Here is a 20,195-nt window from a genome sequence, read left to right as displayed (position 1 = left end):
GGACCGCGAAGTGTTGCGGGATGTTCCGGGAGCGACTAGGGCCTTGACAGTCCTAGCCGGTCAGGACTCCTCGACGGCTCCGTAGTGCGAGGTCATGTAGTGGCGCAGCAGCGAGCGGCTCTCGTCGATGAAGCGCTGGTCGCCGTTGGGGTCGATGAGGAACGCGCGCGTGAGCAGCGCGTCCGCGACCTCGATGGTCACCTCGAGGCGGAAGGACAGCTGCGCGCCGCCCGGGAGGCCGTACTCGGACGCGAGGATCTCGGCGAAGCGGCGGGCGAAGAAGCCGGCCTCGAACGCCTCGCCCGCGACCTCGGGGGCGTGGATCGTGTCCACGAAGCGGATGGAGCGGAAGCCCGGCTCGTTGCGGTGCATCTCGCAGAAGGCGTCGATCGCGCAGTCGACCGCGCCCCACCAGTTGCCCGGGTGGGTGTCGCGGATCTCGGTGATGACGCGGCGGCGGAAGCGCTCGAGGGCCCGCTCGCGCAGCGCCTGGAGGACGGCGATGCGGTCCGGGAAGTAGCGGTAGACCGTGCCGATCGCGGCTCCCGCGCGCTCGGCGACCATCGCCGTGGTCAGACGGTCGAAGCCGACCTCGTCGACGACGGCGGCCGCCGCGTCGAGCAGCGAGGCGAGACGGGCGGCGCTGCGCACCTGCACCGGCTCGTTGCGGACCTGGGACGATTCACCGAACGGTCGATCGACGAGGTTTCCAAGAGGCACGGCGGGCTCCTTCGGTCGTGGTTCCTACAATCGTACGCACGGCGACCGCCGGTCGGGGTCGTCTCATCGAAAGTCCCTCGTGTTTCGCGCCCCCGGAAGGGCGACGGCTCCGCGGGTCCGATCCACCCGGGAGAAACCATGTGCGGACGCTTCGTCCTCTCGCAGACCACCGCCGACCTGGTGGCGCTCTTCGACATCGACGAGCCGGGCGCCGACCTTCCGGAGCCGTCCTGGAACATCGCGCCGACGCAGCGGATCGCCGTCGTCGCGGAGTCGATGAAGGGGGTCGAGGAGGGCAGCCCGCCGCGGCGTCGGCTCGCCGGAGCCCGCTGGGGCCTGGTGCCCCGCTCCGCCGCCGACCCGTCCGCGGGGCCGCCGCTGTTCAACGCGCGGATCGAGTCCGTCGCCGAGAAGCCGTCGTTCCGCGAGTCCTACGCCTCCCGGCGCGCGATCGTGCCCGCCTCGGGCTGGTACGAGTGGCGGGTCGGCGCGGACGGGGCGAAGGCACCCGTCTACGTCTCGCCGGGCGAGGGCTCGCTCCTCCTGTTCGCCGGTCTCTACGAGTGGTGGCGCTCGGCCCAGCCGGGCTCTCCGTGGCTGCTCTCGGCGACGGTCCTCACCCGCCCCTCCGCCGGGCCGCTCGCCGAGGTGCACGAGCGGATGCCCGTGCTGCTGCAGCCGGAGCTGATCGAGGACTGGCTGGACCCGGCGCCCCCCGGGGACGGCGAGCTGCTGCGCGCGGCCGCCGAGGGTGCGGCCGAGCTGGCCGAGGAGCTCGAGGTGCACGGCGTCGGTGCAGCCGTGGGCTCCGTCTCGGCGAACGGCCCCGAGCTGATCGAGCCCACCGGAGCCTGACGATCGCGTGAGAGCGCGATCCGCGGTCCGGCATCCGGTCTGACAGACTGGGCGGATGCCGCTGACGCCCGAGAGCAAGCCCCTGAGCGCAGGCAAGGCGGAGGTCATGCACCGCGCCGCCCGCCTCGAGGACCGACTCCACTCCTTCCGGATGAGGCGCGTGAAGCGCAAGGGCTACGTCCCTAGGGTCATCCCCTACACCGGCTACGGCTCGACGACGCAGCTGCGCGTCCTGGCCCGCGTCCTCTACACGCGGCCGACCCCTCCCGGGGTCGAGGAGGTCCGCCCCGTCGAGGGCGTGCGCGGCTGGCGGAGCTTCACCAGCGTCTTCGTGAGCGGGGCCGTCGTGACCGTCGAGGCCGACGGGCAGACCCACCGGGTGACGGCCGACCGCGGCGGAGTCGTCGACGCGGACCTCCCGATCACGCTCGAGCCCGGCTGGCACACCATCACCTTCTCGACCGCGGGCTCGAAGCCCGTCGAGGCGCCCGTCTTCATCGTGCGTCCGGAGGCGCGGCTGGGCGTCGTGTCGGACGTGGACGACACAGTGATGGTCACCGCGCTCCCCCGCCCCTTCGTCGCCGCCTGGAACACCTTCGTGCTCGACGAGCACGCCCGGATGCCCACGCCCGGCATGGCGGTCTTCCTCGACCGCTTCGCCCGGCAGTACGAGGGCTCCCCGGTCATCTACCTCTCCACCGGCGCGTGGAACGTCGCCCCGGCGCTCACCCGCTTCCTGTCGCGGCACCTGTACCCGGCCGGAGCGCTCCTCCTGACCGACTGGGGCCCGACGCACGACCGCTGGTTCCGCAGCGGCAAGCAGCACAAGGAGATGAACCTCCGCCGACTCGCGGCCGAGTTCCCGGACGTGCGCTGGCTGCTGGTCGGCGACGACGGGCAGCACGACGAGGAGATCTACTCCGACTTCGCGGACGAGCACCCCGACAAGGTCGCGGCGATCGCGATCCGCCAGCTCTCCACCGGCGAGGCGGTGCTCGCGGGAGGCCGCTCCAAGGCCGAGGACCGCTCCCTGACCAGCGGCACGACCTGGGTCTTCGCGCCCGACGGCGCGGGCATCTCCGAGCAGCTGACGGAGCTCGGCATCCTCTGATCCCGGACCGGCTCCGGGAACGACGGAGCCGTCCGCTCCCCGGGGGGAGGGACGGCTCCGGTCGATCGGCTCGGACTACGCCTGGTGGGCGGCCTGCAGGTCGAGGGTGATGGTGACCTTCTCGCCGATGAGCACGCCACCGGTCTCGAGGGCCGCGTTGTAGGTCAGACCGAAGTCGGTGCGGTCGATGGTGGCCTTGGCGGTGAGGCCGGCCTTGTAGTTGCCGTACGGGTCGGTGCCGAAGCCGCCGAACTCCACCTCGAAGGTGACGGGCTTGGTGGTGCCCTTGATGGTGAGCTCGCCGTCGACGAGGAAGTCGTCGCCGTTCGGGCGGACGGCGGTCGAGACGAAGTGGATCTCCGGGTACTTCTCGGCCTCGAAGAAGTCGCCGGTGCGGAGGTGGCCGTCGCGGTTGGGCTCGTTGGTGTTGACGGAGGCGACCTCGGCGGTGGCCTCGACCTTGGAGTCGAGCGGGTTCTCGCCGGTGGTGAACGTGGCGGTGAAGCGCTCGAACTTGCCCTTGACCTTGCTGATCATCAGGTGGCGGACGCTGAACGCGACCTCGCTGTGGGTGGGGTCGATGACCCAGGTGCCGGCCTTGTAGCCGGGGATGGTGACGGTGTCGGTCATGGTTTCTCCTCGAGTGTGACGGTCGTCGCGGGGAGAGCGTCCCCGTCCGATGTATGCAAGCGCATCGACGTCGATCAGTATTCCATGTAGCGACAACTATTTCATCCACGTTCCGTCGAAGGATCGGCGGACACCGCGTGAACACGGAGCGCCGCACCCCGGACGGGGGTCGGAGACGCACCCGAGCAGTCGTCAGCGGTCGGCGGGAGCCGGGTTGCGGATGCCGAGGAGGGAGACGACGCCCCCGGCTACCAGGAGGGCGGAGGTCGCGACGGCGGCACGGGAGAAGCCCTCGACATCGAGCGAGTCGCCGACCACGAGCGAGGTCGCGGCGATGGCGACCAGCCCGGCGATGCGCGAGACGGCGTTGTTCACGGCGGAGCCGACTCCGCTGTGCCCGTCCTCCACCGCGCCGAGGATCGTCGAGGTCAGCGGAGCGACCGTCACCGCGAGGCCGAAGCCGAAGAGGAGGATCCCCGGCATCAGCTGCGTGGCGTAGTCGGCGCCCTCGTCGACGAAGGAGAGCAGGAGGAACCCGGCCGCGGCGATCAGCGGTCCGACGCCCATGAAGAGCCGCGGGCCGAACCGCGCCGACAGCGACCCGGAGATCTGCGAGAGCAGGAGCAGCAGGATCGTCGGCGGGAGCGTCGCGAGCCCGGCCAGGGTCGCCGAGAAGCCCAGGGTCTGCTGGAGGAACAGGCCCAGCGCGAAGAAGCCGAAGGAGAGCGCGCCGTAGACGAACGCCGTCGAGACGTTGCCGACGGTGAAGTTCCGCGACGCGAACAGCGACAGCGGCAGCATCGGATGCGCCGCGCGCCGCTCCCACACGACGAACGCGACGAGGGCGGCGACTCCCCCGATCAGGGCGGTCAGCACGAGCGGATGCTGGATCCCGAGCCGCTCCTGCTCGATCAGCGCGAACACCGGCCCTCCCAGGCCGATGACCCCGAGCACCGCGCCGACGCCGTCGATCGGCACCCGGGTCCCCGAGTCGACCGCGCCGAGCCTGCGCAGCAGGACCAGCGTCACCGCGATCGGCAGCAGGTTGAGCGCGAAGACGTACCGCCACGAGCCCGCGTCCACCAGCAGGCCGCCGAGCACGGGGCCGGCGATCGTCGCCGTGCCGGTCCAGGCCGTCCACGCGCCGATGGTCCGGGCCTGCGCGGCGCCGTGGACGGTCGCGATGATGAGGGCGAGCGAGCTGGGCACGAGGATCGCGCCGGCGGCGCCCTGGAGCATCCGCGCCACGATGAGGACCTCGGCGGTGGGGGCCAGCGCGCACAGCAGCGAGGTGACGCCGAAGCCGATCAGGCCGATGGTCATGCTGCGGGCCCGGCCGATGCGGTCGGCGAGCGAGCCGGCCACGAGGATCAGCGCGCCGAGCGTGATCAGGTACCCGTCGACCACCCACTGCTGCACCGCGAGCCCGCCGCCGAGCTCGCGGGTGATGGCGGGCAGGGAGACGTTGACGACGGTGCCGTCGAGGAAGGCGACGAAGGAGGCGAGGACGGCCACCACGAGCACCGCGCGGCGGCGCGTCTCGGCGGGGTCGGCGGAGGCGGTCATGCTCGGGCTCTGGTCACCCGCTCACCGTACCGGCGGCCGCCGTTCCCGGGGCCGGGAGGGCGGGCATCAGGGCCCGCGAGCGCGGCCGCACGACGGATCCAGACTCGTCGCCTACTCTCGTAGCCATGTCTGCGCAAGGAACCGCCCGCGGCGGCGTGCTCGCCCGGGTCCTCGGGATCGTCGGAGCCAGCCTCGCCGGGGGCCTGCTGATCACGGTCGGGGTCACTCCCGCCCTCGCCGTCACCGGTCTCGCCGAGAACAACCCGATCGGGCTGTTCGAGACGGTGCCGGAGTACCTCGAGCTCGGCCAGCTGGCCCAGAAGACCGAGATCTACGCCAAGCGCACCGACGGCTCGGACGAGCTGCTCGCCTCCTTCTACGCGCAGAACCGCGAGGAGGTGGCCTTCGACCAGGTCAGCCAGTCCGTGAAGGACGCGGCGGTCTCGACCGAGGACCCGCGCTTCTACGACCACGGCGGCGTCGACCTGCAGGGCACGATCCGCGCGGTGCTCAGCAACATCGTCGGCGGGGACCTCCAGGGCGGATCCTCCATCACTCAGCAGTACGTCAAGAACGTCCTCGTGCAGAAGGCGGAGTCGCTGAGCGCGACCGACGAGGCGGCCTCCGAGGCCGCCTACGAGGAGGCGACCGCGACCACTCCGAGCCGCAAGCTCAAGGAGATGAAGCTCGCCGTCGACCTCGAGAAGAAGTACAGCAAGGACGACATCCTCCTCGGCTACCTCAACATCGCGGGCTTCGGCGGGCAGGTCTACGGCATCCAGGCGGCGGCCGAGTACTACTTCTCGACCACCGCGGCCGACCTGAGCCTGGCGCAGGCCGCGAGCCTGATCGCCACGGTCAACAACCCCAACGGCCTCAGGATCGACCAGCCCGAGAACATCCCGGACAACAAGATCCGCCGCGACTACGTCCTCGACCAGATGCTGCAGGAGGGGAAGATCTCGCAGGCCGACCACGACGCCGCCGTCGCCGAGGAGGTCGTCCCCGCGATCACGCAGACGCCCACGGGCTGCCAGACCGCCGGCAACGCGGCCTTCTTCTGCGACTACATCACCCGCGTCGTCCAGAACGACCCGGCGTTCGGCGACGACGCGGACACCCGCCTCGCGAACTTCCAGCGCGGCGGCTACAAGATCTACACGACGCTCGACCGCGACCTGCAGGACACCGCGGCCAACGCGACGAACAACGCCGTCCCCAAGGTCCCCACCCTCGACACCAACATCGGCAGCGCGACCGTCTCGATGGAGGTCGGCACCGGCCGGATCCTGGCGATGGTGCAGAACAAGGACTACGACGCGGCCGGCGCCGTCAACGGCGCGAACTTCTCCGCCGTCAACTTCAACACCGACACGGCCTACGGCGGCTCCGCCGGGTTTCAGGTCGGATCGACCTACAAGGTGTTCACGCTCGCGCAGTGGCTCGCGAGCGGACGCACCCTGAACGAGACGATCAACGGCCGCGAGCGCACCTTCTCGGGCTTCCCCGCCAGCTGCGCGCCGGGCGGCGAGCTCGACACCTCCTACGAGGTCAACAACGACGACAGCGAGAACGGCAGCTACAGCGTGCTGACCGGCACGATGCAGTCGATCAACACCGTCTACGTCTCGATGGCGCAGCAGCTCGACCTCTGCGCGATCCGCGACCGCGCGGTCGGCTTCGGCGTGAAGGCGGCCGACGGCGGCGAGGTCGACTACAAGCCGTCCGCCGTCCTCGGCTCGGACACGCTCATCTCCCCCCTCTCGATGGTCACCGCCTTCGCCGGCTTCGCCAACAACGGCACCGCCTGCTCCGCGATCGCCATCGACTCGATCACCGACGCGACCGGCGCCGCCGTCCAGCCGCCGACCTCCACCTGCAACCAGGCCCTCAGCCCCGAGCTGACGGCGGTCGCGAACTACGCCCTGCAGCGCGTCGTCACCGGCGGCACGGCCGCCCAGTCCGACCCGGACGACGGCATCGAGCACATCGGCAAGACGGGCACCACCGACAACGCGGAGTCGACCTGGATGGACGGGGCGAGCTCGCGCGTCGCGACCGTGGTCTGGGTGGGCAACATCGACGGCCACACCTCGATGCGCGAGGTCCGCTTCCCGAACTCGGAGCTCGAGAGCCGCCCGTACGCCTCCAACATCCGCCACTACATCTGGAACTCGGTGATGACCCGCGCCGACCAGAAGTACGGCGGAGACGACTTCGAGGAGCCCAGCAGCGCCCTGCTGAACGGCCGCCAGATCGCCGTGCCGACCGTCTCCGGCCGCTCGGTCGACGACGCCACGGAGGCGCTGGAGGACCTCGGCTTCGACGTCGAGGAGGGGGCGACCATCGACTCGTCGCTCCCGGCCGGCGTGGTGGCGGGCACCGACCCGGCCGCGGGCACGACCGTCGCGCGCTACTCCGACATCGCCCTGCTGATCAGCAACGGCTCGCAGGTCCCGGCTCCCGCCACCCAGGCACCGGCTCCGGCTCCGACCGGCACGGGAGTCCCCGCGACCGAGGCTCCCCCGGCGACGCCCACGGCGACCCCGACAGCGACAGCCACGGCGACTCCGACGGCGGAGGTCGAGGAGTGAGCTTCGACGCGGACTTCCTCGGCGTCCCCGCGGGTGCGCCGCGCCTGAGGGTCGAGCGCCCGGTGCGGCTCCTGCCGTACACGCACTTCGAGGTGCTGCTGGATCCGGAGCGGCGCCTGGCCGTCTCGACGGCCGTGAACATCGACGGCGCGCGCCTGGTCGAGCTCGGCCGCGGCGACGACTGGCACCTCGACGACCGCATCCCCGCCTCCGAGCAGACCGGGCCGGAGGTGTACGCCCGCAACGACCTCGACCGCGGCCACCTGGTCCGCCGCCGCGACCCCGTCTGGGGCGACCGGGACGAGGCCGCCGCGGCCAACCGCGACAGCTTCTGCTACACGAACGCCGCGCCCCAGACGAGCGGCTTCAACCAGTCGCAGGAGCTGTGGCTCGGGCTCGAGACGCTGGTGCTCGAGTACGCGCAGACCTGGCGCACGCGCCTGAGCGTCTTCACCGGGCCCGTGCTCGCGGACGACGACCCGGTCTACCGCGGTACGGGCATCCCCCGCCGCTTCTGGAAGATCGCGGCGTGGAGCCCGGACGGATCGACGCTCGCGACGAGCGCGTACCTGCTCGACCAGAGCGAGCTCGTGGAGCGGGTGCGCGAGGGCCTGGTGCCGATCGGCGACTTCAGGACGTTCCAGCTGCCGGTCGCCGCGATCGGCGAGCTGACAGGTCTCGACGTGGACCTTCTCGCCGGGGCCGACGTGCTCGGCTCGGCAGGACTCCGGCCGGAGCCGTGGCGCGAGATCGTCGAGCCGTCCGACGTGGCGAGCGGCCTCCTCCCCCGCTGAGGCTCCGCCGGGGGCAGGATGGGCGGATGAGCACCCCCGTCCTGGTCGAGATCACCTCCGGCGCCGTCGTCCTCCGCGACCCGGAGGGTCCGCTCGTCCGCGTCGACGAGGCGGGCTACCTCCGCGGCGACGGGGTCTTCGAGACCGTCGCGGTCCTCGACGGACGTCCCCGCGCGCTCGGCGAGCACCTCGCGCGGCTGGCCGGATCGGCCCGGGCCGTCGGGCTGACGATCCCGGAGGCGCCCCTCTGGTCCCGAGCGGTCGACCTCGCCGTGGCGGAGCACGACCGGGTCGACGACCTGACGGTCCGCTTCATCGCCGCCCACGGCTCGAGCGACTCCGCCCGGTGCACCGTGCGCGCGGCTCCGACTCCCGACTCGAGCGCGCTCCGGGAGAAGGGCGCGGCCGTCGTCGTGCTGGACCGCGGGTACGCGAGCGGTCCGCTCGCGCCGTGGCTGCTCCCGGGCGTCAAGACCACCTCGGGCGCCGTCACCCGGGCGGCGCTGCGCGAGGCGGCGTCCCGGGGCGCGGACGACGTGGTCTGGCGCACGAGCGACGGGCTTCTCCTCGAGGGGGCGACGTCGAGCCTGGTGCTCCTCGGCGACGGGGTGCTCGCGACGCCGCTCTCGGACAGCGTGCTCGCCGGCACGACGGTCGAGCGGGTCCTCGCGCTGGGCGAGCGCCGCGGGCTCGCGTCGTCGCGCCGCGAGCTGCCGGTCTCGGCGCTCACCGGTGCCGATGCGGCGTGGCTGGTGTCGAGCACCCGGCGGGCGATCCCCGTCCGCTCGGTCGACGGCGCACCGCTCGCGATCGACGCGGGTCTGACGGCGGCGTTCGAGGCGGGGCTGCTCGCCGGCTGATCGCGTCCGCGGCTCGGACTCCCTGCGCGTCAGGCCGCTGCGGCCAGCGCGCGGGAGGTGTGCGGGCCGACGCCGGCCTCCTCCGCGTCTCCGAGATCGGCGAGCGTGTCGACGTCCAGCCTCAGCGTCGACGAGCCTGGCAGCACGACGACGGCGCAGCCCGCGTCGCGGTGCCGGGCCAGAGAGCCCGGGCCGAACGCCGGAGCGACGAGGGCCCCGGCCGCCAGCAGGAGCGCCGTGGTGCCGCTCCCCTCGCGGTCCGGGACGACGGCCGGGAGCGACCGCGTCGCGAGCGCCTCGGAGAGGTCCGACGGCAGCAGGGCGGGCAGGTCCCCGGTCAGCACGATGACCGGGGCGCCCGGCCGGCGGTGGAGGGCGGCCTCGGCTCCCCCGGACACGGCGGCGTCGAGGGTCCCCGGGTCGGGCACCACCACCAGCTGCGGGTGCTCCGCCCGTGCGCGGTCGGCCGCACCGGCGTCGGAGGTGACCAGGAGAAGGCTCGCCACCGGCTCCGCGGCGGCCACGGCGGCGAGTGTGTCCAGGAGGAACGCCTCGGCCAGCGCCGCGCGGCCCGGCACGTCGAGGCGCGTCTTCGAGCCGCCGCGGCCCTTGAACACGACGACCGCGCTCCAGCCGGTCACGCGCGCTCCTCGCGCGAGGCTGCTCCGGCCGCGAAGCCCTCGGCGAAGGCCTCGTCGGCGCCGAGGCGGAACATGTCGTCGGGGCCCGTGCGGGTCAGCGTGCGGGCGCCCGGGCTCTCGACCCCCGTCACCAGGCGGGCGAGCCCGCGGACGACGGCGACGGGGCGACCGCTCGCCTTGCCCTTCACCAGGTCGCCGAGTGCGGCGATCTCGTCCGCCACGGCCGGCATGGTCACTCCGAGCGTGCGCCCCAGGGCGTCGACCCCGCCGCGGAGGTCGTCGATCACGAGGACTCCCGCGGCTCCGATGGCCGCGTCGGTCTGTCCGACGCGCCAGGCGCGGCCCAGGGTGTCGCTGACGAGCACGCCCACCTGCACGCCGAGCCGCTCCCGGAGGCCCGCGCAGAGGGCCCGCGCCGAGGCGTCCGGGTCGACGGGGAGGAGGAGGACCGTCCCCTCCGCGACGTTGCTGGCATCGACTCCGGCCGCCGCCTGCACGATCCCGAGGCGGTTCTCCACGATGCGGGTGACGCCGGAGCCGTGCGCCCGGGTGGCGACGACGCGGACGGTCTCGGCCGTGATCGCGTCCTCGCGGTCGGCCGCGGCGACGACGCGCCCCTCCGCCTTCGAGACGATCTTGCTCGTGACGACAAGGATGTCGCCGTCCGCGGGCCGGTCCTCCTCGGCGGCGGCGGCGACGGCCGCGAGGATCAGCTCGAGCAGGTCGTCACCGGGAGTCACCTCCGGGATGCCGTCGAGGGCCCAGGCCTGCACGCGCGTCTCGCTCACCGGTCCATTCTCCCGGCTGCCGCGGGCGCACGGGTCCACGGCCCGGGATCGCCCGGGTGGACGATCGGCGGCGCCTCAGCCGGCGGCGAGGTACGCGGCGACCGCGGGCGGCACGTAGGGGGCGACGTCGCCGCCGAGGGAGGAGACCTGCCGCACCAGCGAGCTCGACACATGGGCGTGCGCGGGATCGGGCAGGAGGAACACCGTCTCGACGTGCGCGAGGTTGCGGTTCACGATCGCCATGGGGGTCTCGTACGCCACGTCGACCTGCGAGCGGATGCCCTTCACCAGGATGCTCGCGCCGACGTCGGTGCAGTAGTCGACGAGCAGGCCCATGCTCCACGAGGCGACGACGATCCGCCCCTCGACCCCCGCCTCCGCGATCGACTGCTCGATGAGCGAGACGCGCTGGGCGATCGGCAGCAGCGCCGTCTTGGCGGGGTTGTGCACCACCACGACGTGCAGCTCGTCGACGAGGCGCGCGGCCCGCTCGATCACGTCGAGATGACCGAGGGTCACGGGGTCGAAGGAGCCGGGGACGACGGCGATGCGGGCCATGCCGACAGAGTAGCGGGCGGGCACCGCCTAGCTCTTGGCGAGGAACTCCCGGTCGCGGTCCTGCACGCGGCGCTCGAGCGCGGCACGGAGCCGGTCGTGCGCGGCGAGCGACGGGTCCTCCGCGAGGAGCCGCTCGGCCAGCGCCCGCGCCTCCACGATCACGTCGGCGTCCTGCACCACCCGCAGCAGGCGGAGCGACGAGCGCCCGCCGGACTGCGAGTCGCCCAGCACGTCGCCCTCGCGGCGCAGCTCCAGGTCGACCTCGGCGAGCGCGAAGCCGTCGAGCGTCGCGGCGACCGCCTCCACCCGCTCGCGCGCGACCGTCCCCGCCTCCGCCGCCGTCACGAACAGGCACACCCCCGCGACGCCGCCGCGCCCGATGCGCCCGCGGAGCTGGTGCAGCTGCGACACTCCGAACCGCTCCGCGTCGAGCACGACCATCATCGAGGCGTTCGGCACGTCCACGCCGACCTCGATGACCGTCGTCGACACCAGGACGTCGATCTCCCCCGCGGCGAAGGAGCGCATCACGGCGTCCTTCTCCTCCGTCGTCATCCGCCCGTGCAGCGCGGCCGACCGCCGCTTCCCGAGCAGCGGATGAGCGCCCACGCCCTCCAGCGTGGCCGCGACGGTCGTGAGCGGCGCGGCGGCGTCCTCCTCGGGCGGCTGCGCGCCCTCGGCGGGCTCCCCCGGCTCGATCGCCGGGCAGACGAGGTAGACCTGGTGGCCCGAGCGGATCTCCTCCTCGGCGCGCTCCCAGGCCCGCGCGATCCACGCGGGGTGGTCGGCGAGCGGGACCACGTGGCTCGTGATGCCGGGGCGCCCGGCGGGCAGCTCGCGGATGGTCGAGGTGTCGAGATCGCCGAAGACCGTCATGGCGACGGTCCGCGGGATGGGCGTGGCCGTCAGCACCAGCACGTGCGGCGGGGTGGCGCCCTTCCGGCGCAGAGCGTCCCGCTGGTCCACGCCGAAGCGGTGCTGCTCGTCGATCACGACGAGGCCCAGGTCGTAGAAGGAGACCGCGTCGCCGAGGAGGGCGTGCGTGCCGACGACGATCTTCGCCGTGCCCGAGACGATCCGGAGGAGGGCCGCACGGCGCTGCGCCGCCCCCAGCCCGCCGGTGAGGAGGGTCGGCACCAGCTCGGCCGCGAGCTCCGGGCCGAGGGTCCTCGCAATCGAGCGGAGGTGCTGCCCCGCGAGCACCTCTGTGGGAGCGAGCAGAGCCGCCTGCCCGCCGCTCTCGGCCGTGGCGAGCATCGCCCGGAGCGCGACGAGGGTCTTGCCGGAGCCGACCTCGCCCTGCACCAGCCGGGTCATCGGGCTCTCAGCGGCCAGGTCGGCGGCGATCTCGTGCCCCACCGCGGTCTGGTCGCCGGTGAGGGCGAAGGGCAGCGCGGCGTCGAAGCGCTCGAGCAGCCCGCCGGGGCCGGGCACGCGGGCGGTCGCGGGGCTGCTGCGCGCCGAGGCCCGGCGCTCGAGCAGGGCGAGCTGCAGGAGGAACGCCTCGTGGAAGCGCAGCGTCTCGCGCGCCTGCGCCTCCTCGCCCTCCCGCTGCGGGCGGTGGATCAGCTCCAGCGCCTCGCCGAGGCCCAGCAGCGAGCGGCCGGCGCGCACCTGTTCGGGCATCGGGTCGGGCACGTCGCGCAAGCCGTCCAGCAGCACGCCGATCGCGGCCTGGAGCTGCCAGCTCGAGATCGCGCTGGTCGCCGGGTAGATCGGGATCGGCCGCTCGGCCCAGTCCTTCGCGAGCTCACCGCCTCCCGTCTCCGTCGCGGCGGCCTCCTCGTCGTCGAACAGGCGGTAGTCGGGATGCGTGAGCTGCGGGGTGTCGCGGAACATCGAGACCGTACCCGCGAAGATTCCGCGCACGCCGCGGTGGAGCTTCGCCGCGCGCCAGGGCTGTCCGAAGAACGTCAGCGAGAGCGTGCCCGAGCCGTCCGAGATGACGACCTCGAGCAGGGTGCCGCGCCGGTTGCGCATCGGCCGCTCGCGCACCTCGCGCACCTCCGCCACGATCGTCACGCTCTCTCCCACGGGGAGACGCGAGAGCGCCGTCAGCTCGCCCCGCTTCGCGTAACGGCGCGGGTAGTGGCCCAGGAGCTCGCCGACCGTGCGGTACCCGAAGGCCTTCTCGACCGCGCTCGCCGTGCGCGGCCCGATCAGCGGCGCGAGCGAGGCGTCGAGGGGGTCCGGGATCACCTAGCGATCATAGGTCGGACCTCGGACGCGCGAGCCGGGCGACCGGGTCCAGCGCCGAGCGGGGCACGACCGACGCGAGCACCCGACGACCGGCACTCGCGGAGCCGCGGAGCGCGGCGGCCACGGCGGTCGCGTCGTCCCACGCCTCCGACTCGCTCGCGGACGGCGAGTAGCGCCGGCGCTCGACGCGCTCCCGGAGCCCCTGCAGACGTGCCGCCGCTCCGGGGTCGAGGGCGGGAGCCATGCGGGCCTCCTGCGCGCGCGGAGACTCCGTGTCCTCCACGGGGACGCCCAGGTCGCGGGCGGTCGCCAGCAGCTCGGCCCACGCGGCCTCGACGGAGCCGGAGCGCGCGGACCGGCGCCGCAGCGCGCGCTGGACGGCGCGCATCAGCCAGGGGACGAGCACGAGCAGCAGGAGCAGCACCCAGAGCGTGGCCGCGGGAGCCGCCGTGGTGCTCGAGGCGCCGACGGCACCGGGGGTCGGCGTCGCCGACGCGGCCGTCGGAGTGGGTGTCGCGGCGGGAGCGCTGGTCGCACCGGGCGCGGTGGTCGCGGTCGAGCCCGGGGCGGTGGGGCCCGAGGACGCCGTCGCGCTCGGCAGGGTGTAGGAGGCCGGAGCGCCGCGGCTGGGCGTCGGCTCGAAGGGCAGCCAGCCGACTCCCTCGAAGTACAGCTCGGGCCAGGCGTGCAGGTCGGAGGAGAGGACGCGGTAGGTGGTCAGGTCGCTGCCGCCGGAGGGCACGACGGAGCCGGGCTGGTAGCCGATGGCGAGCCGCGACGGGATCCCGAGCTCGCGCGCCATCACCGCCATCGCCGAGGCGAAGTGGACGCAGTAGCCCTCCTTCGTCGTCAGGAACGCCGAGAGCACGCCGACTCCGTCGCCGTCGTAGCCCTCCTCCGCGGGGGTGTCCTCGGAGTAGCGGAACTCGGACGAGCGGAAGTACGTCTGCAGCGCGCGCGCCCGGTCGTAGGCGGTCGGAGCCTCCGCCGTGACCTCCTCGGCGGTGGTGCGGACGATCTCGGGCACGTCGTCGGGGAGCGAGAGGTACCGGTCGACGCCGGACGGCGCGGGCGCGGCGAGCAGCTGCTGCGGGTCGGGCTCGAGCCGCAGCGCCTGCACCTGGTAGTCGTCTCCGGAGCGGGTCGTCGCGTCGCCGCGGATCGAGCCGTCCTGCACGTCCTGGAGCCAGCCGTCGCCGACGCCCGTCAGCGACGAGACCGGATACGGCACGGGGAGCCACTGGCTCCGCAGCGTCTCCACCGAGACGTCGACCTCCTCCGCCTCGCGCGGCACGCTCTCGGAGAGCCCCTCGGGCGCGATCGGCGCCTCGATCGGAGCGGTCTGCTCCGTCTCGCTCGGCGCCCAGTCGTCACCGTCGAAGTCCGAGACGGTCAGCACGCGGAGGTAGACGGGCAGGTCGGAGTCGGTGGCGTAGCGCAGCACGGTCACGGGGTTCGGGCGGCGCAGGTCCGCGCCGAGAGCGACCACCGGGTCGATCGCGCCGTTGAAGAGGCTGCCGGAGACGCCCGAGGGGGCGGTGGTGCGCGCGTAGCCTGCCGCCGACCCGGCGACGACTCCCGCGCCCAGGACGACGACGGTCACGGCCGCGAAGGCGGGCAGCACGGCCGCGGCCGCGCTCGGGCCGCTCGGGCGGCGAGGGGCGGCCGTGGCGGCGAGCACGCCCGCGTAGGCGAGCGCAGTGACGACGAGGCTCGCCCAGGACACCTCGGAGGGGTCCACGATCGCCGGCACCGCGAGCAGCGCCGCAGGGAACAGACCGGCCAGGGCGGGGAGGCGGACGGAGAAGGCGAACAGGTCGGCCGCCCAGGCGAGCACGACCACCCCGCCGATCAGGAGGAACGAGATGCCGTCGTCGGCGATGGCCGGGAGCCCCTGCTGGGCGATGGACTGGAAGCCGCCCTGCGCGAGCGCCTCCGCCTGCGCGACGGCGCCGGGCGTGGGGATCACGAACAGCAGGGCCCGACCGGGCACGAACATCGCGGTCAGCACGCCGACCATCGTCAGCGTGCCGAGGATCGGCGGGACGACGGGGTGCACGCGCAGAGCCCGGGCGGCGGCCGGGACGCCGAGCACCACGGCAACCGCGCTCGCGAGGAGCACCAGCCAGTCGACGCCGACGAGGAGCCGCCCGATCCCGGCGGCGGCGGCCGTGATCGCGAGGAAGAGCAGACCGCTCAGAGGAGCCGACCCGGCGCGCGGATCGCTCTCGACGCGGCGGCTCACGCCACCACCCGCAGAGCGAGAGCCTGCGCCCACGCCTCCTCGACGGAGGCACTCGGGTCGACGGACACCGCGTACCAGCCGAGCGAGGCGAGAGCCGCCTCCTCCTCAGCGGTGCCGGCGACGACGAAGGCGATCGCGGGGCGCGACTGCGCGGCCAGGGAGCCGAGGGCGTCGAGGTCCGACTCGAGGAGTCGGGTGAGGACGGCGAAGACCGGTCGCACTCCCCCGGTGTCGCGCATGTCGGCCGAGATCCGGGTCACCGCGTCGACCGACTCGCGCGAGGGCGCCAGCTCGGCCAGGCGCAGCAGCACGTCGTGCGCCACCTCGCGCTCGTCCTCCGAGTGCTCCGGCTCGCCGTCCGCACCCGTCTCGACGAGGTGGGTCTCGAAGCCGCGGTCGAGCAGGTGCACGGCGAGGGAGGCCGTCATCGACACCGCCCACTCGAGCCGGTCGTCGCCGCGCCGCTCGAGCACGCGCTCGGCCCGGGTCTCGAGGAGGATCCACGCGTGCGGATCGGTGTTCTGCTCGTCCTGGCGGACCATGAGCCCACCGGAGCGGGCGCTCGCCCGCCAGTGCACCCGGCGCATGGCGTCCCCCGGGCGGTAGTCGCGCGGGATCACGTCGTCCGTGCCGGCGCCGGCCGTCGCGTGCGCGACCGGGCTCGATCCGCCTGCTCCGTGCGCGTCCAGGACGTCGCTCTGGAGCGGCACGACCCGCGGAGTCACGACGAACGGCTGCGCAGCCCCCACGACGCTCTCGCGGAGCGCGAGCCCGAGGCCGTCGCCGCGCACCAGGCGCAGCGGGCCGATGCGGTGGATCCCGCGCCGCTCGGCGGGCAGACGGTAGCGGGCGCGCACGCGGCCGCCCGACGGGACGCCCGGCAGCCCGAAGACGCCCTCGGCGACCGGCCGGCCGACGACGACCCCGCGCTCCACGCGCTCGAGCCGGTCGTGGGCGCGCGCCCCGCTGCGGACGGCGCGGCCGCGGTTCTCGAGCAGCACGTCGACCTCCACCACGTCGCCGGCCGCGACGGTCTGGGGAGCGAAGCGGCGCTGCACTCGGAACGACGCCGGCGCCAGGAGCAGGGAGACGAGCGCGCCCAGGGGCAGGCCCAGCAGCACCAGGCCGACGAACAGCAGCTCGCGGAACTCTGTCAGCGGCGCGATCACCACTCCCGCGACGCCCAGCAGAACGAGCGCCCAGCCGCGCAGCGTCAGCGCGACCCCGCGGAGCGCGGGCAGACCGCCGAGACGGGACGACGGCGTCTCGGCGGCGCGGGCCTCAGTCGCCACGGTTGCCGAAGGGGACGGGGGTGGCCGCGACGATGCGCTGCACGATCTCGGCGACCGAGTGCGAGGATCCGGCGCCGGAGCGGCCGGGGAGGCGCGTGGCGGGCAGGAGGCGGTGGCCGAGCACCGGGACGGCGAGCGCGTCGACGTCGTCCGGCACCACGAAGTCGCGGTCGCTGAGGGCGGCGAGAGCCTTCGCGGCGGCGATCAGCTGGAGCGTGGCGCGCGGGCTCCCCCCGAGCCGCAGCTCGGGGTCGACCCGCGTGGCCTGCATGATCGCCACCACGTACTCCTGCACGGGTGGTGCGACGTACACGGAGCGCACGTAGGCCATCATCCGCTCGAGCTCGGCGAGGCCCACGACGGGCCGCAGCTCCTCGAGCGGGCTGGCCGAGTCGCGGGTGCGGATCATCTCGAGCTCGGCGCGCTCATCGGGGTAGCCGAGCGAGAGGCGGGCCATGAAGCGGTCGCGCTGGGCCTCGGGCAGCGAGTAGGTGCCCTCCATCTCGACCGGGTTCTGCGTCGCGATCACGGCGAAGGGGCGCGGGAGGAGGTGGGTCGTGCCGTCGACCGAGACCTGGCGCTCCTCCATGCACTCCAGCAGCGCCGACTGCGTCTTGGGCGAGGCCCGGTTGATCTCGTCGCCGATCAGGATGTTCGCGAAGACCGGGCCCGGCTTGAACTCGAAGTCGCGGGTCGCCTGGTTGTAGACCGAGACCCCCGTGACGTCGGAGGGGAGCAGGTCGGGCGTGAACTGGATGCGCGCGACGCTGCCGCCGACCGAGGCCGCCAGCGACTTCGCCAGGACCGTCTTGCCGGTGCCGGGGACGTCCTCCATCAGGAGGTGCCCACCGGCGAGGAACACCGTCAGCGCCATCGAGACCTCGGCCGACTTGCCGTCGATCACGCGGGTGAGGTTCCCGAGGACGGCGCCGCAGTGCGCCGTGAACTCCTCGCGGGTCAGGGGCGTCTCGGGAGCCGCTCGGCGGCCGACAGCGGAGCGGGTGTCTTCGAGCGACGTCATAGCTAGGGATTCTCGCAGTCCTGACGGGAAAAGGGTCCAGGTTCCGAGAGTTCGCAGTGTGCCGCCAGGCGGGAGCGCGCGGCGGCCGCCGGACGCCGTGGGCAGGGGTGCCGCCCTATGCTCGATCCGGTGACCAGGATCATCGCCGGATTCGCCGGCTCGCTCACCCTCCGGGTCCCGCGCGCGGGCACCCGCCCCACCAGCGACCGCGTGCGCGAGGCCGTCTTCTCGGCCCTCGAGGCCCGGGACGCCCTCGACGGCGCGACGGTGGTCGACCTCTACGCGGGCTCCGGCGCCCTCGGGCTCGAGTCGGCCAGCCGCGGAGCGAGCGCGGTCGTCCTGGTCGAGCGCGACCCGAAGGCCGCCCGGACCGCGGGCGAGAACGCACGGGCGATCGTGACCGCGGCTGCCAAGAACAAGCGGCCCGCCCCGCGGATCGAGGTGGTGACCGGCTCGGTCCGCTCCTTCCTCGACGGGTCCCCGGCCCTCAACACGGACACGGTGTTCCTCGACCCGCCCTACGACCTCGGCGAGGACGACCTCGCCGCCGATCTCGCCGGCGTGCTGCCGCTGCTGCGCGAGGACGCGGTGGTCGTCGTGGAGCGGAGCTCCCGCAGCCCGGAGCCGCGCTGGCCCGCGGGTCTGGACCGGGAGCGGAGGAAGGACTACGGCGAGACCACCATCTGGTGGGCTTCGCCTGCGTCGCCCGCGCCGGCCGCCTCGCCCGCTTCCTCCGCGGCCGGCTGACCGGCCTCAGCCCGCCGCGCCGTCCCAGCCGAGGTACGGGTCCCAGCCCCCGCGCCCCTCGAGCGCGACCCCGCCCAGGCGCACCTCCGGGTCCCCCTCGCGGACGACCCCGAGCGGGACGAAGCCCTCCGGCAGCGCCGCGGCGGGCGGGAAGCACGCGAGCATCGCGTGGTCCTCGCCGCCTCCCAGCACCAACGCCCTCGCCAGGTCGAGGTCCACGCCCTCCACGCCCGTGAGCCCGCGCGCGTGCACGTCGACCGCCGCGGCATCGAGGTCGATCGCCACTCCGCTCGCACGCGCCATCCGACGGGCGTCGAGCACCACGCCGTCCGAGACGTCCATCATCGCGGTGGCGGTCCCGCCCGCGGCCTCGCCCGCGGAGATCGGCGCGGTCGGGCGCAGCTGCGCCTCGAGGAGGGACGGATGCCGCTCGCGGAGCCGGGCGGCGAGGTCGGCCGACGGCTCCCCGTCCCGCCGCGCCTGCTCGAACAGCAGGCGCAGCCCGAGCCCCGCTCGTCCCAGCGGACCGGCCACGGCGAGCACGTCCCCCGGCCTCGCACCGCTGCGGAGCACCGGCGGTCGTCCGTCGAGCGAGCCGAACGCCGTGATCGAGAGCGTCAGCGTCGCGGAGGCGGACAGGTCTCCCCCGACGACTCCGCATCCCGGCGCCATCGCGGCGCAGCCGGCGGCGAGGCCGCCCGCGATCCCCTCCAGCACGTCGACGCCCAGCGACTGGGGTGCCGCGAGCGCGACGACGAGCCCGGTGGGACGGGCCCCCATCGCCGCGACGTCGGCGAGGTTCGAGGCCGCCGCCTTCCAGCCCAGGTCCGCCGGGCGCGACCAGGCCAGCCGGAAGTCGGGGCCGTGCACCATCATGTCCGTGGTCACCACGAAGCGGCCGTCGGGAGCGCGCAGCACCGCGCAGTCGTCGCCGGGCCCGACCAGGGTCTCCGCTCCCGGGCCGCCGAGCCGGGCCAGCACCCTCGCGAGCACCTCGCCCTCGCTGAGCTCGGCCAGGGTGGGACTCCGATCCTCTGCCATGGTTCACACGCTAGCGTTGACGGCGATGTCCCCCCGCCGACTCCGCTCCCCCCTTCTCGCCGCCGCCGCCGTCCTGCTGCTCTCGGGCTGCTCGGCCAGCGTCGCCCTCGAGCCCGCCGCCGATGCGACGAGCACCGGCTGCGCGGAGGTCTCGGTGCGCCTGCCCGACGTGGTCGCGGAGCAGCCCGAGCGCGAGACGAACGCTCAGGGCACCGCCGCCTGGGGCACCCCGGCCGCCGTCATCCTCCACTGCGGAGTCGAGGTGCCCGGCCCGACGACGGACCTCTGCGTGAACGTCAGCGGAGTCGACTGGATCATCGACGAGACGCAGAAGGACGAGGACATCTACACGCTGACCACCTACGGTCGCGATCCCGCGGTGGAGATCACCGTCGACCAGAGCCGCGCGTCCGGATCCTCCGCCGCGCTCGACCTGGCGAACGCCGTCTCCTACGTCCCGCAGACGCGCGAGTGCACCGACGTCTCGGACGCCGACACCCTCGATCCGACGGACACGCCCACCGGCTGAGCTT

The 20,195-nt window shown here is 73.8% G+C and carries 18 protein-coding genes; 7 read left to right on the top strand and 11 right to left on the bottom strand.

What is annotated here, in order from left to right:
- Positions 1-60: 60 nt before the first annotated feature.
- Entirely contained in the window at positions 61-720 is a 660-nt protein-coding gene (locus C5C35_RS03190; RefSeq protein ID WP_104223107.1) for a TetR/AcrR family transcriptional regulator, read from the bottom strand.
- A gap of 138 nt (positions 721-858) precedes the next feature.
- On the opposite strand from C5C35_RS03190, the gene C5C35_RS03185 reads away from it, so the two are divergent.
- Both C5C35_RS03185 and C5C35_RS03180 read left to right on the top strand, forming a co-directional pair.
- Positions 859-1,575, top strand: coding sequence for an SOS response-associated peptidase (locus C5C35_RS03185; RefSeq protein WP_104255134.1), 717 nt, complete (start codon positions 859-861; stop codon positions 1,573-1,575).
- Positions 1,576-1,630: 55 nt separating this feature from the next.
- Positions 1,631-2,686: an App1 family protein gene (locus C5C35_RS03180; RefSeq protein ID WP_244229442.1), complete on the top strand. Its 1,056-nt coding sequence runs from the start codon at positions 1,631-1,633 to the stop codon at positions 2,684-2,686.
- 75 nt (positions 2,687-2,761) lie between these two features.
- On the opposite strand, the gene C5C35_RS03175 is transcribed toward C5C35_RS03180, so the two are convergent.
- Both C5C35_RS03175 and C5C35_RS03170 read right to left on the bottom strand, forming a co-directional pair.
- A complete protein-coding gene (locus C5C35_RS03175) occupies positions 2,762-3,316 on the bottom strand; it encodes a YceI family protein (protein ID WP_104223105.1) in 555 nt (184 codons plus the stop codon).
- Between the two features lie 192 nt (positions 3,317-3,508).
- The gene (locus C5C35_RS03170) at positions 3,509-4,882 is read right to left on the bottom strand and encodes a DHA2 family efflux MFS transporter permease subunit (RefSeq protein ID WP_104262533.1); all 1,374 of its coding nucleotides are present in this window, start codon (positions 4,880-4,882) and stop codon (positions 3,509-3,511) included.
- A gap of 125 nt (positions 4,883-5,007) precedes the next feature.
- Here C5C35_RS03170 and C5C35_RS03165 point away from each other — a divergent pair, with 125 nt between their 5' ends.
- Genes C5C35_RS03165 through C5C35_RS03155 form a run of 3 tightly spaced genes read left to right on the top strand, consistent with a single transcriptional unit; the run spans position 5,008 to position 9,130 of the window.
- Positions 5,008-7,476 carry a transglycosylase domain-containing protein gene (locus tag C5C35_RS03165; protein ID WP_104255131.1) on the top strand — a complete coding sequence of 823 codons (2,469 nt, stop codon included), beginning with the start codon at positions 5,008-5,010 and terminating at the stop codon, positions 7,474-7,476.
- Positions 7,473-8,270 carry a DNA/RNA non-specific endonuclease gene (locus tag C5C35_RS03160; RefSeq protein WP_258066308.1) on the top strand — a complete coding sequence of 266 codons (798 nt, stop codon included), beginning with the start codon at positions 7,473-7,475 and terminating at the stop codon, positions 8,268-8,270. Before C5C35_RS03165 ends, C5C35_RS03160 begins: the two co-directional genes overlap by 4 nt.
- Positions 8,271-8,296: 26 nt before the next feature.
- Positions 8,297-9,130 carry an aminotransferase class IV gene (locus C5C35_RS03155; RefSeq protein WP_104262532.1) on the top strand — a complete coding sequence of 278 codons (834 nt, stop codon included), beginning with the start codon at positions 8,297-8,299 and terminating at the stop codon, positions 9,128-9,130.
- 29 nt (positions 9,131-9,159) lie between these two features.
- Here C5C35_RS03155 and cofC read toward each other — a convergent pair whose 3' ends face one another.
- The 7 genes from cofC to C5C35_RS03120 form a co-directional block, all read right to left on the bottom strand.
- Positions 9,160-9,771: a 2-phospho-L-lactate guanylyltransferase gene (gene cofC, locus C5C35_RS03150; protein ID WP_104225626.1), complete on the bottom strand. Its 612-nt coding sequence runs from the start codon at positions 9,769-9,771 to the stop codon at positions 9,160-9,162.
- Positions 9,768-10,559 carry a coenzyme F420-0:L-glutamate ligase gene (locus tag C5C35_RS03145; RefSeq protein WP_258066307.1) on the bottom strand — a complete coding sequence of 264 codons (792 nt, stop codon included), beginning with the start codon at positions 10,557-10,559 and terminating at the stop codon, positions 9,768-9,770. The genes cofC and C5C35_RS03145 overlap by 4 nt, the downstream gene beginning before the upstream one ends.
- A gap of 75 nt (positions 10,560-10,634) precedes the next feature.
- Entirely contained in the window at positions 10,635-11,117 is a 483-nt protein-coding gene (coaD, locus tag C5C35_RS03140; RefSeq protein WP_104223138.1) for a pantetheine-phosphate adenylyltransferase, read from the bottom strand.
- Positions 11,118-11,144: 27 nt separating this feature from the next.
- The gene (locus C5C35_RS03135; RefSeq protein WP_374953111.1) at positions 11,145-13,316 is read right to left on the bottom strand and encodes an ATP-dependent DNA helicase RecG; all 2,172 of its coding nucleotides are present in this window, start codon (positions 13,314-13,316) and stop codon (positions 11,145-11,147) included.
- 7 nt (positions 13,317-13,323) lie between these two features.
- Positions 13,324-15,561, bottom strand: a complete 2,238-nt coding sequence (locus C5C35_RS03130; RefSeq protein ID WP_104223100.1) for a DUF3488 and transglutaminase-like domain-containing protein — start codon at positions 15,559-15,561, stop codon at positions 13,324-13,326.
- Entirely contained in the window at positions 15,558-16,853 is a 1,296-nt protein-coding gene (locus tag C5C35_RS03125; protein WP_104262531.1) for a DUF58 domain-containing protein, read from the bottom strand. The genes C5C35_RS03130 and C5C35_RS03125 overlap by 4 nt, the downstream gene beginning before the upstream one ends.
- On the bottom strand, positions 16,843-17,874 hold the full coding sequence (locus tag C5C35_RS03120; RefSeq protein ID WP_104262530.1) for a MoxR family ATPase: 1,032 nt from the start codon (positions 17,872-17,874) through the stop codon (positions 16,843-16,845). The genes C5C35_RS03125 and C5C35_RS03120 overlap by 11 nt, the downstream gene beginning before the upstream one ends.
- Positions 17,875-18,003: 129 nt before the next feature.
- On the opposite strand from C5C35_RS03120, the gene C5C35_RS03115 reads away from it, so the two are divergent.
- Entirely contained in the window at positions 18,004-18,621 is a 618-nt protein-coding gene (locus C5C35_RS03115) for an RsmD family RNA methyltransferase (RefSeq protein ID WP_104262548.1), read from the top strand.
- 6 nt (positions 18,622-18,627) lie between these two features.
- Here the strand turns inward: C5C35_RS03115 and thiL are convergent, their stop codons facing one another.
- Positions 18,628-19,662, bottom strand: a complete 1,035-nt coding sequence (gene thiL, locus C5C35_RS03110; RefSeq protein WP_104225623.1) for a thiamine-phosphate kinase — start codon at positions 19,660-19,662, stop codon at positions 18,628-18,630.
- Between the two features lie 25 nt (positions 19,663-19,687).
- Here thiL and C5C35_RS03105 point away from each other — a divergent pair, with 25 nt between their 5' ends.
- Complete coding sequence (locus tag C5C35_RS03105) at positions 19,688-20,191, top strand: DUF3515 family protein (protein WP_104223096.1); 504 nt, start codon at positions 19,688-19,690, stop codon at positions 20,189-20,191.
- Positions 20,192-20,195 lie beyond the last annotated feature (4 nt).

This window comes from Rathayibacter sp. AY1F8 (assembly GCF_002932165.1).
In the GTDB taxonomy this organism is placed as follows: domain Bacteria; phylum Actinomycetota; class Actinomycetes; order Actinomycetales; family Microbacteriaceae; genus Rathayibacter.
The sequence above is the reverse complement of the archived record's forward strand: the minus strand, read 5'-3'. Positions and strand labels throughout refer to the sequence as shown.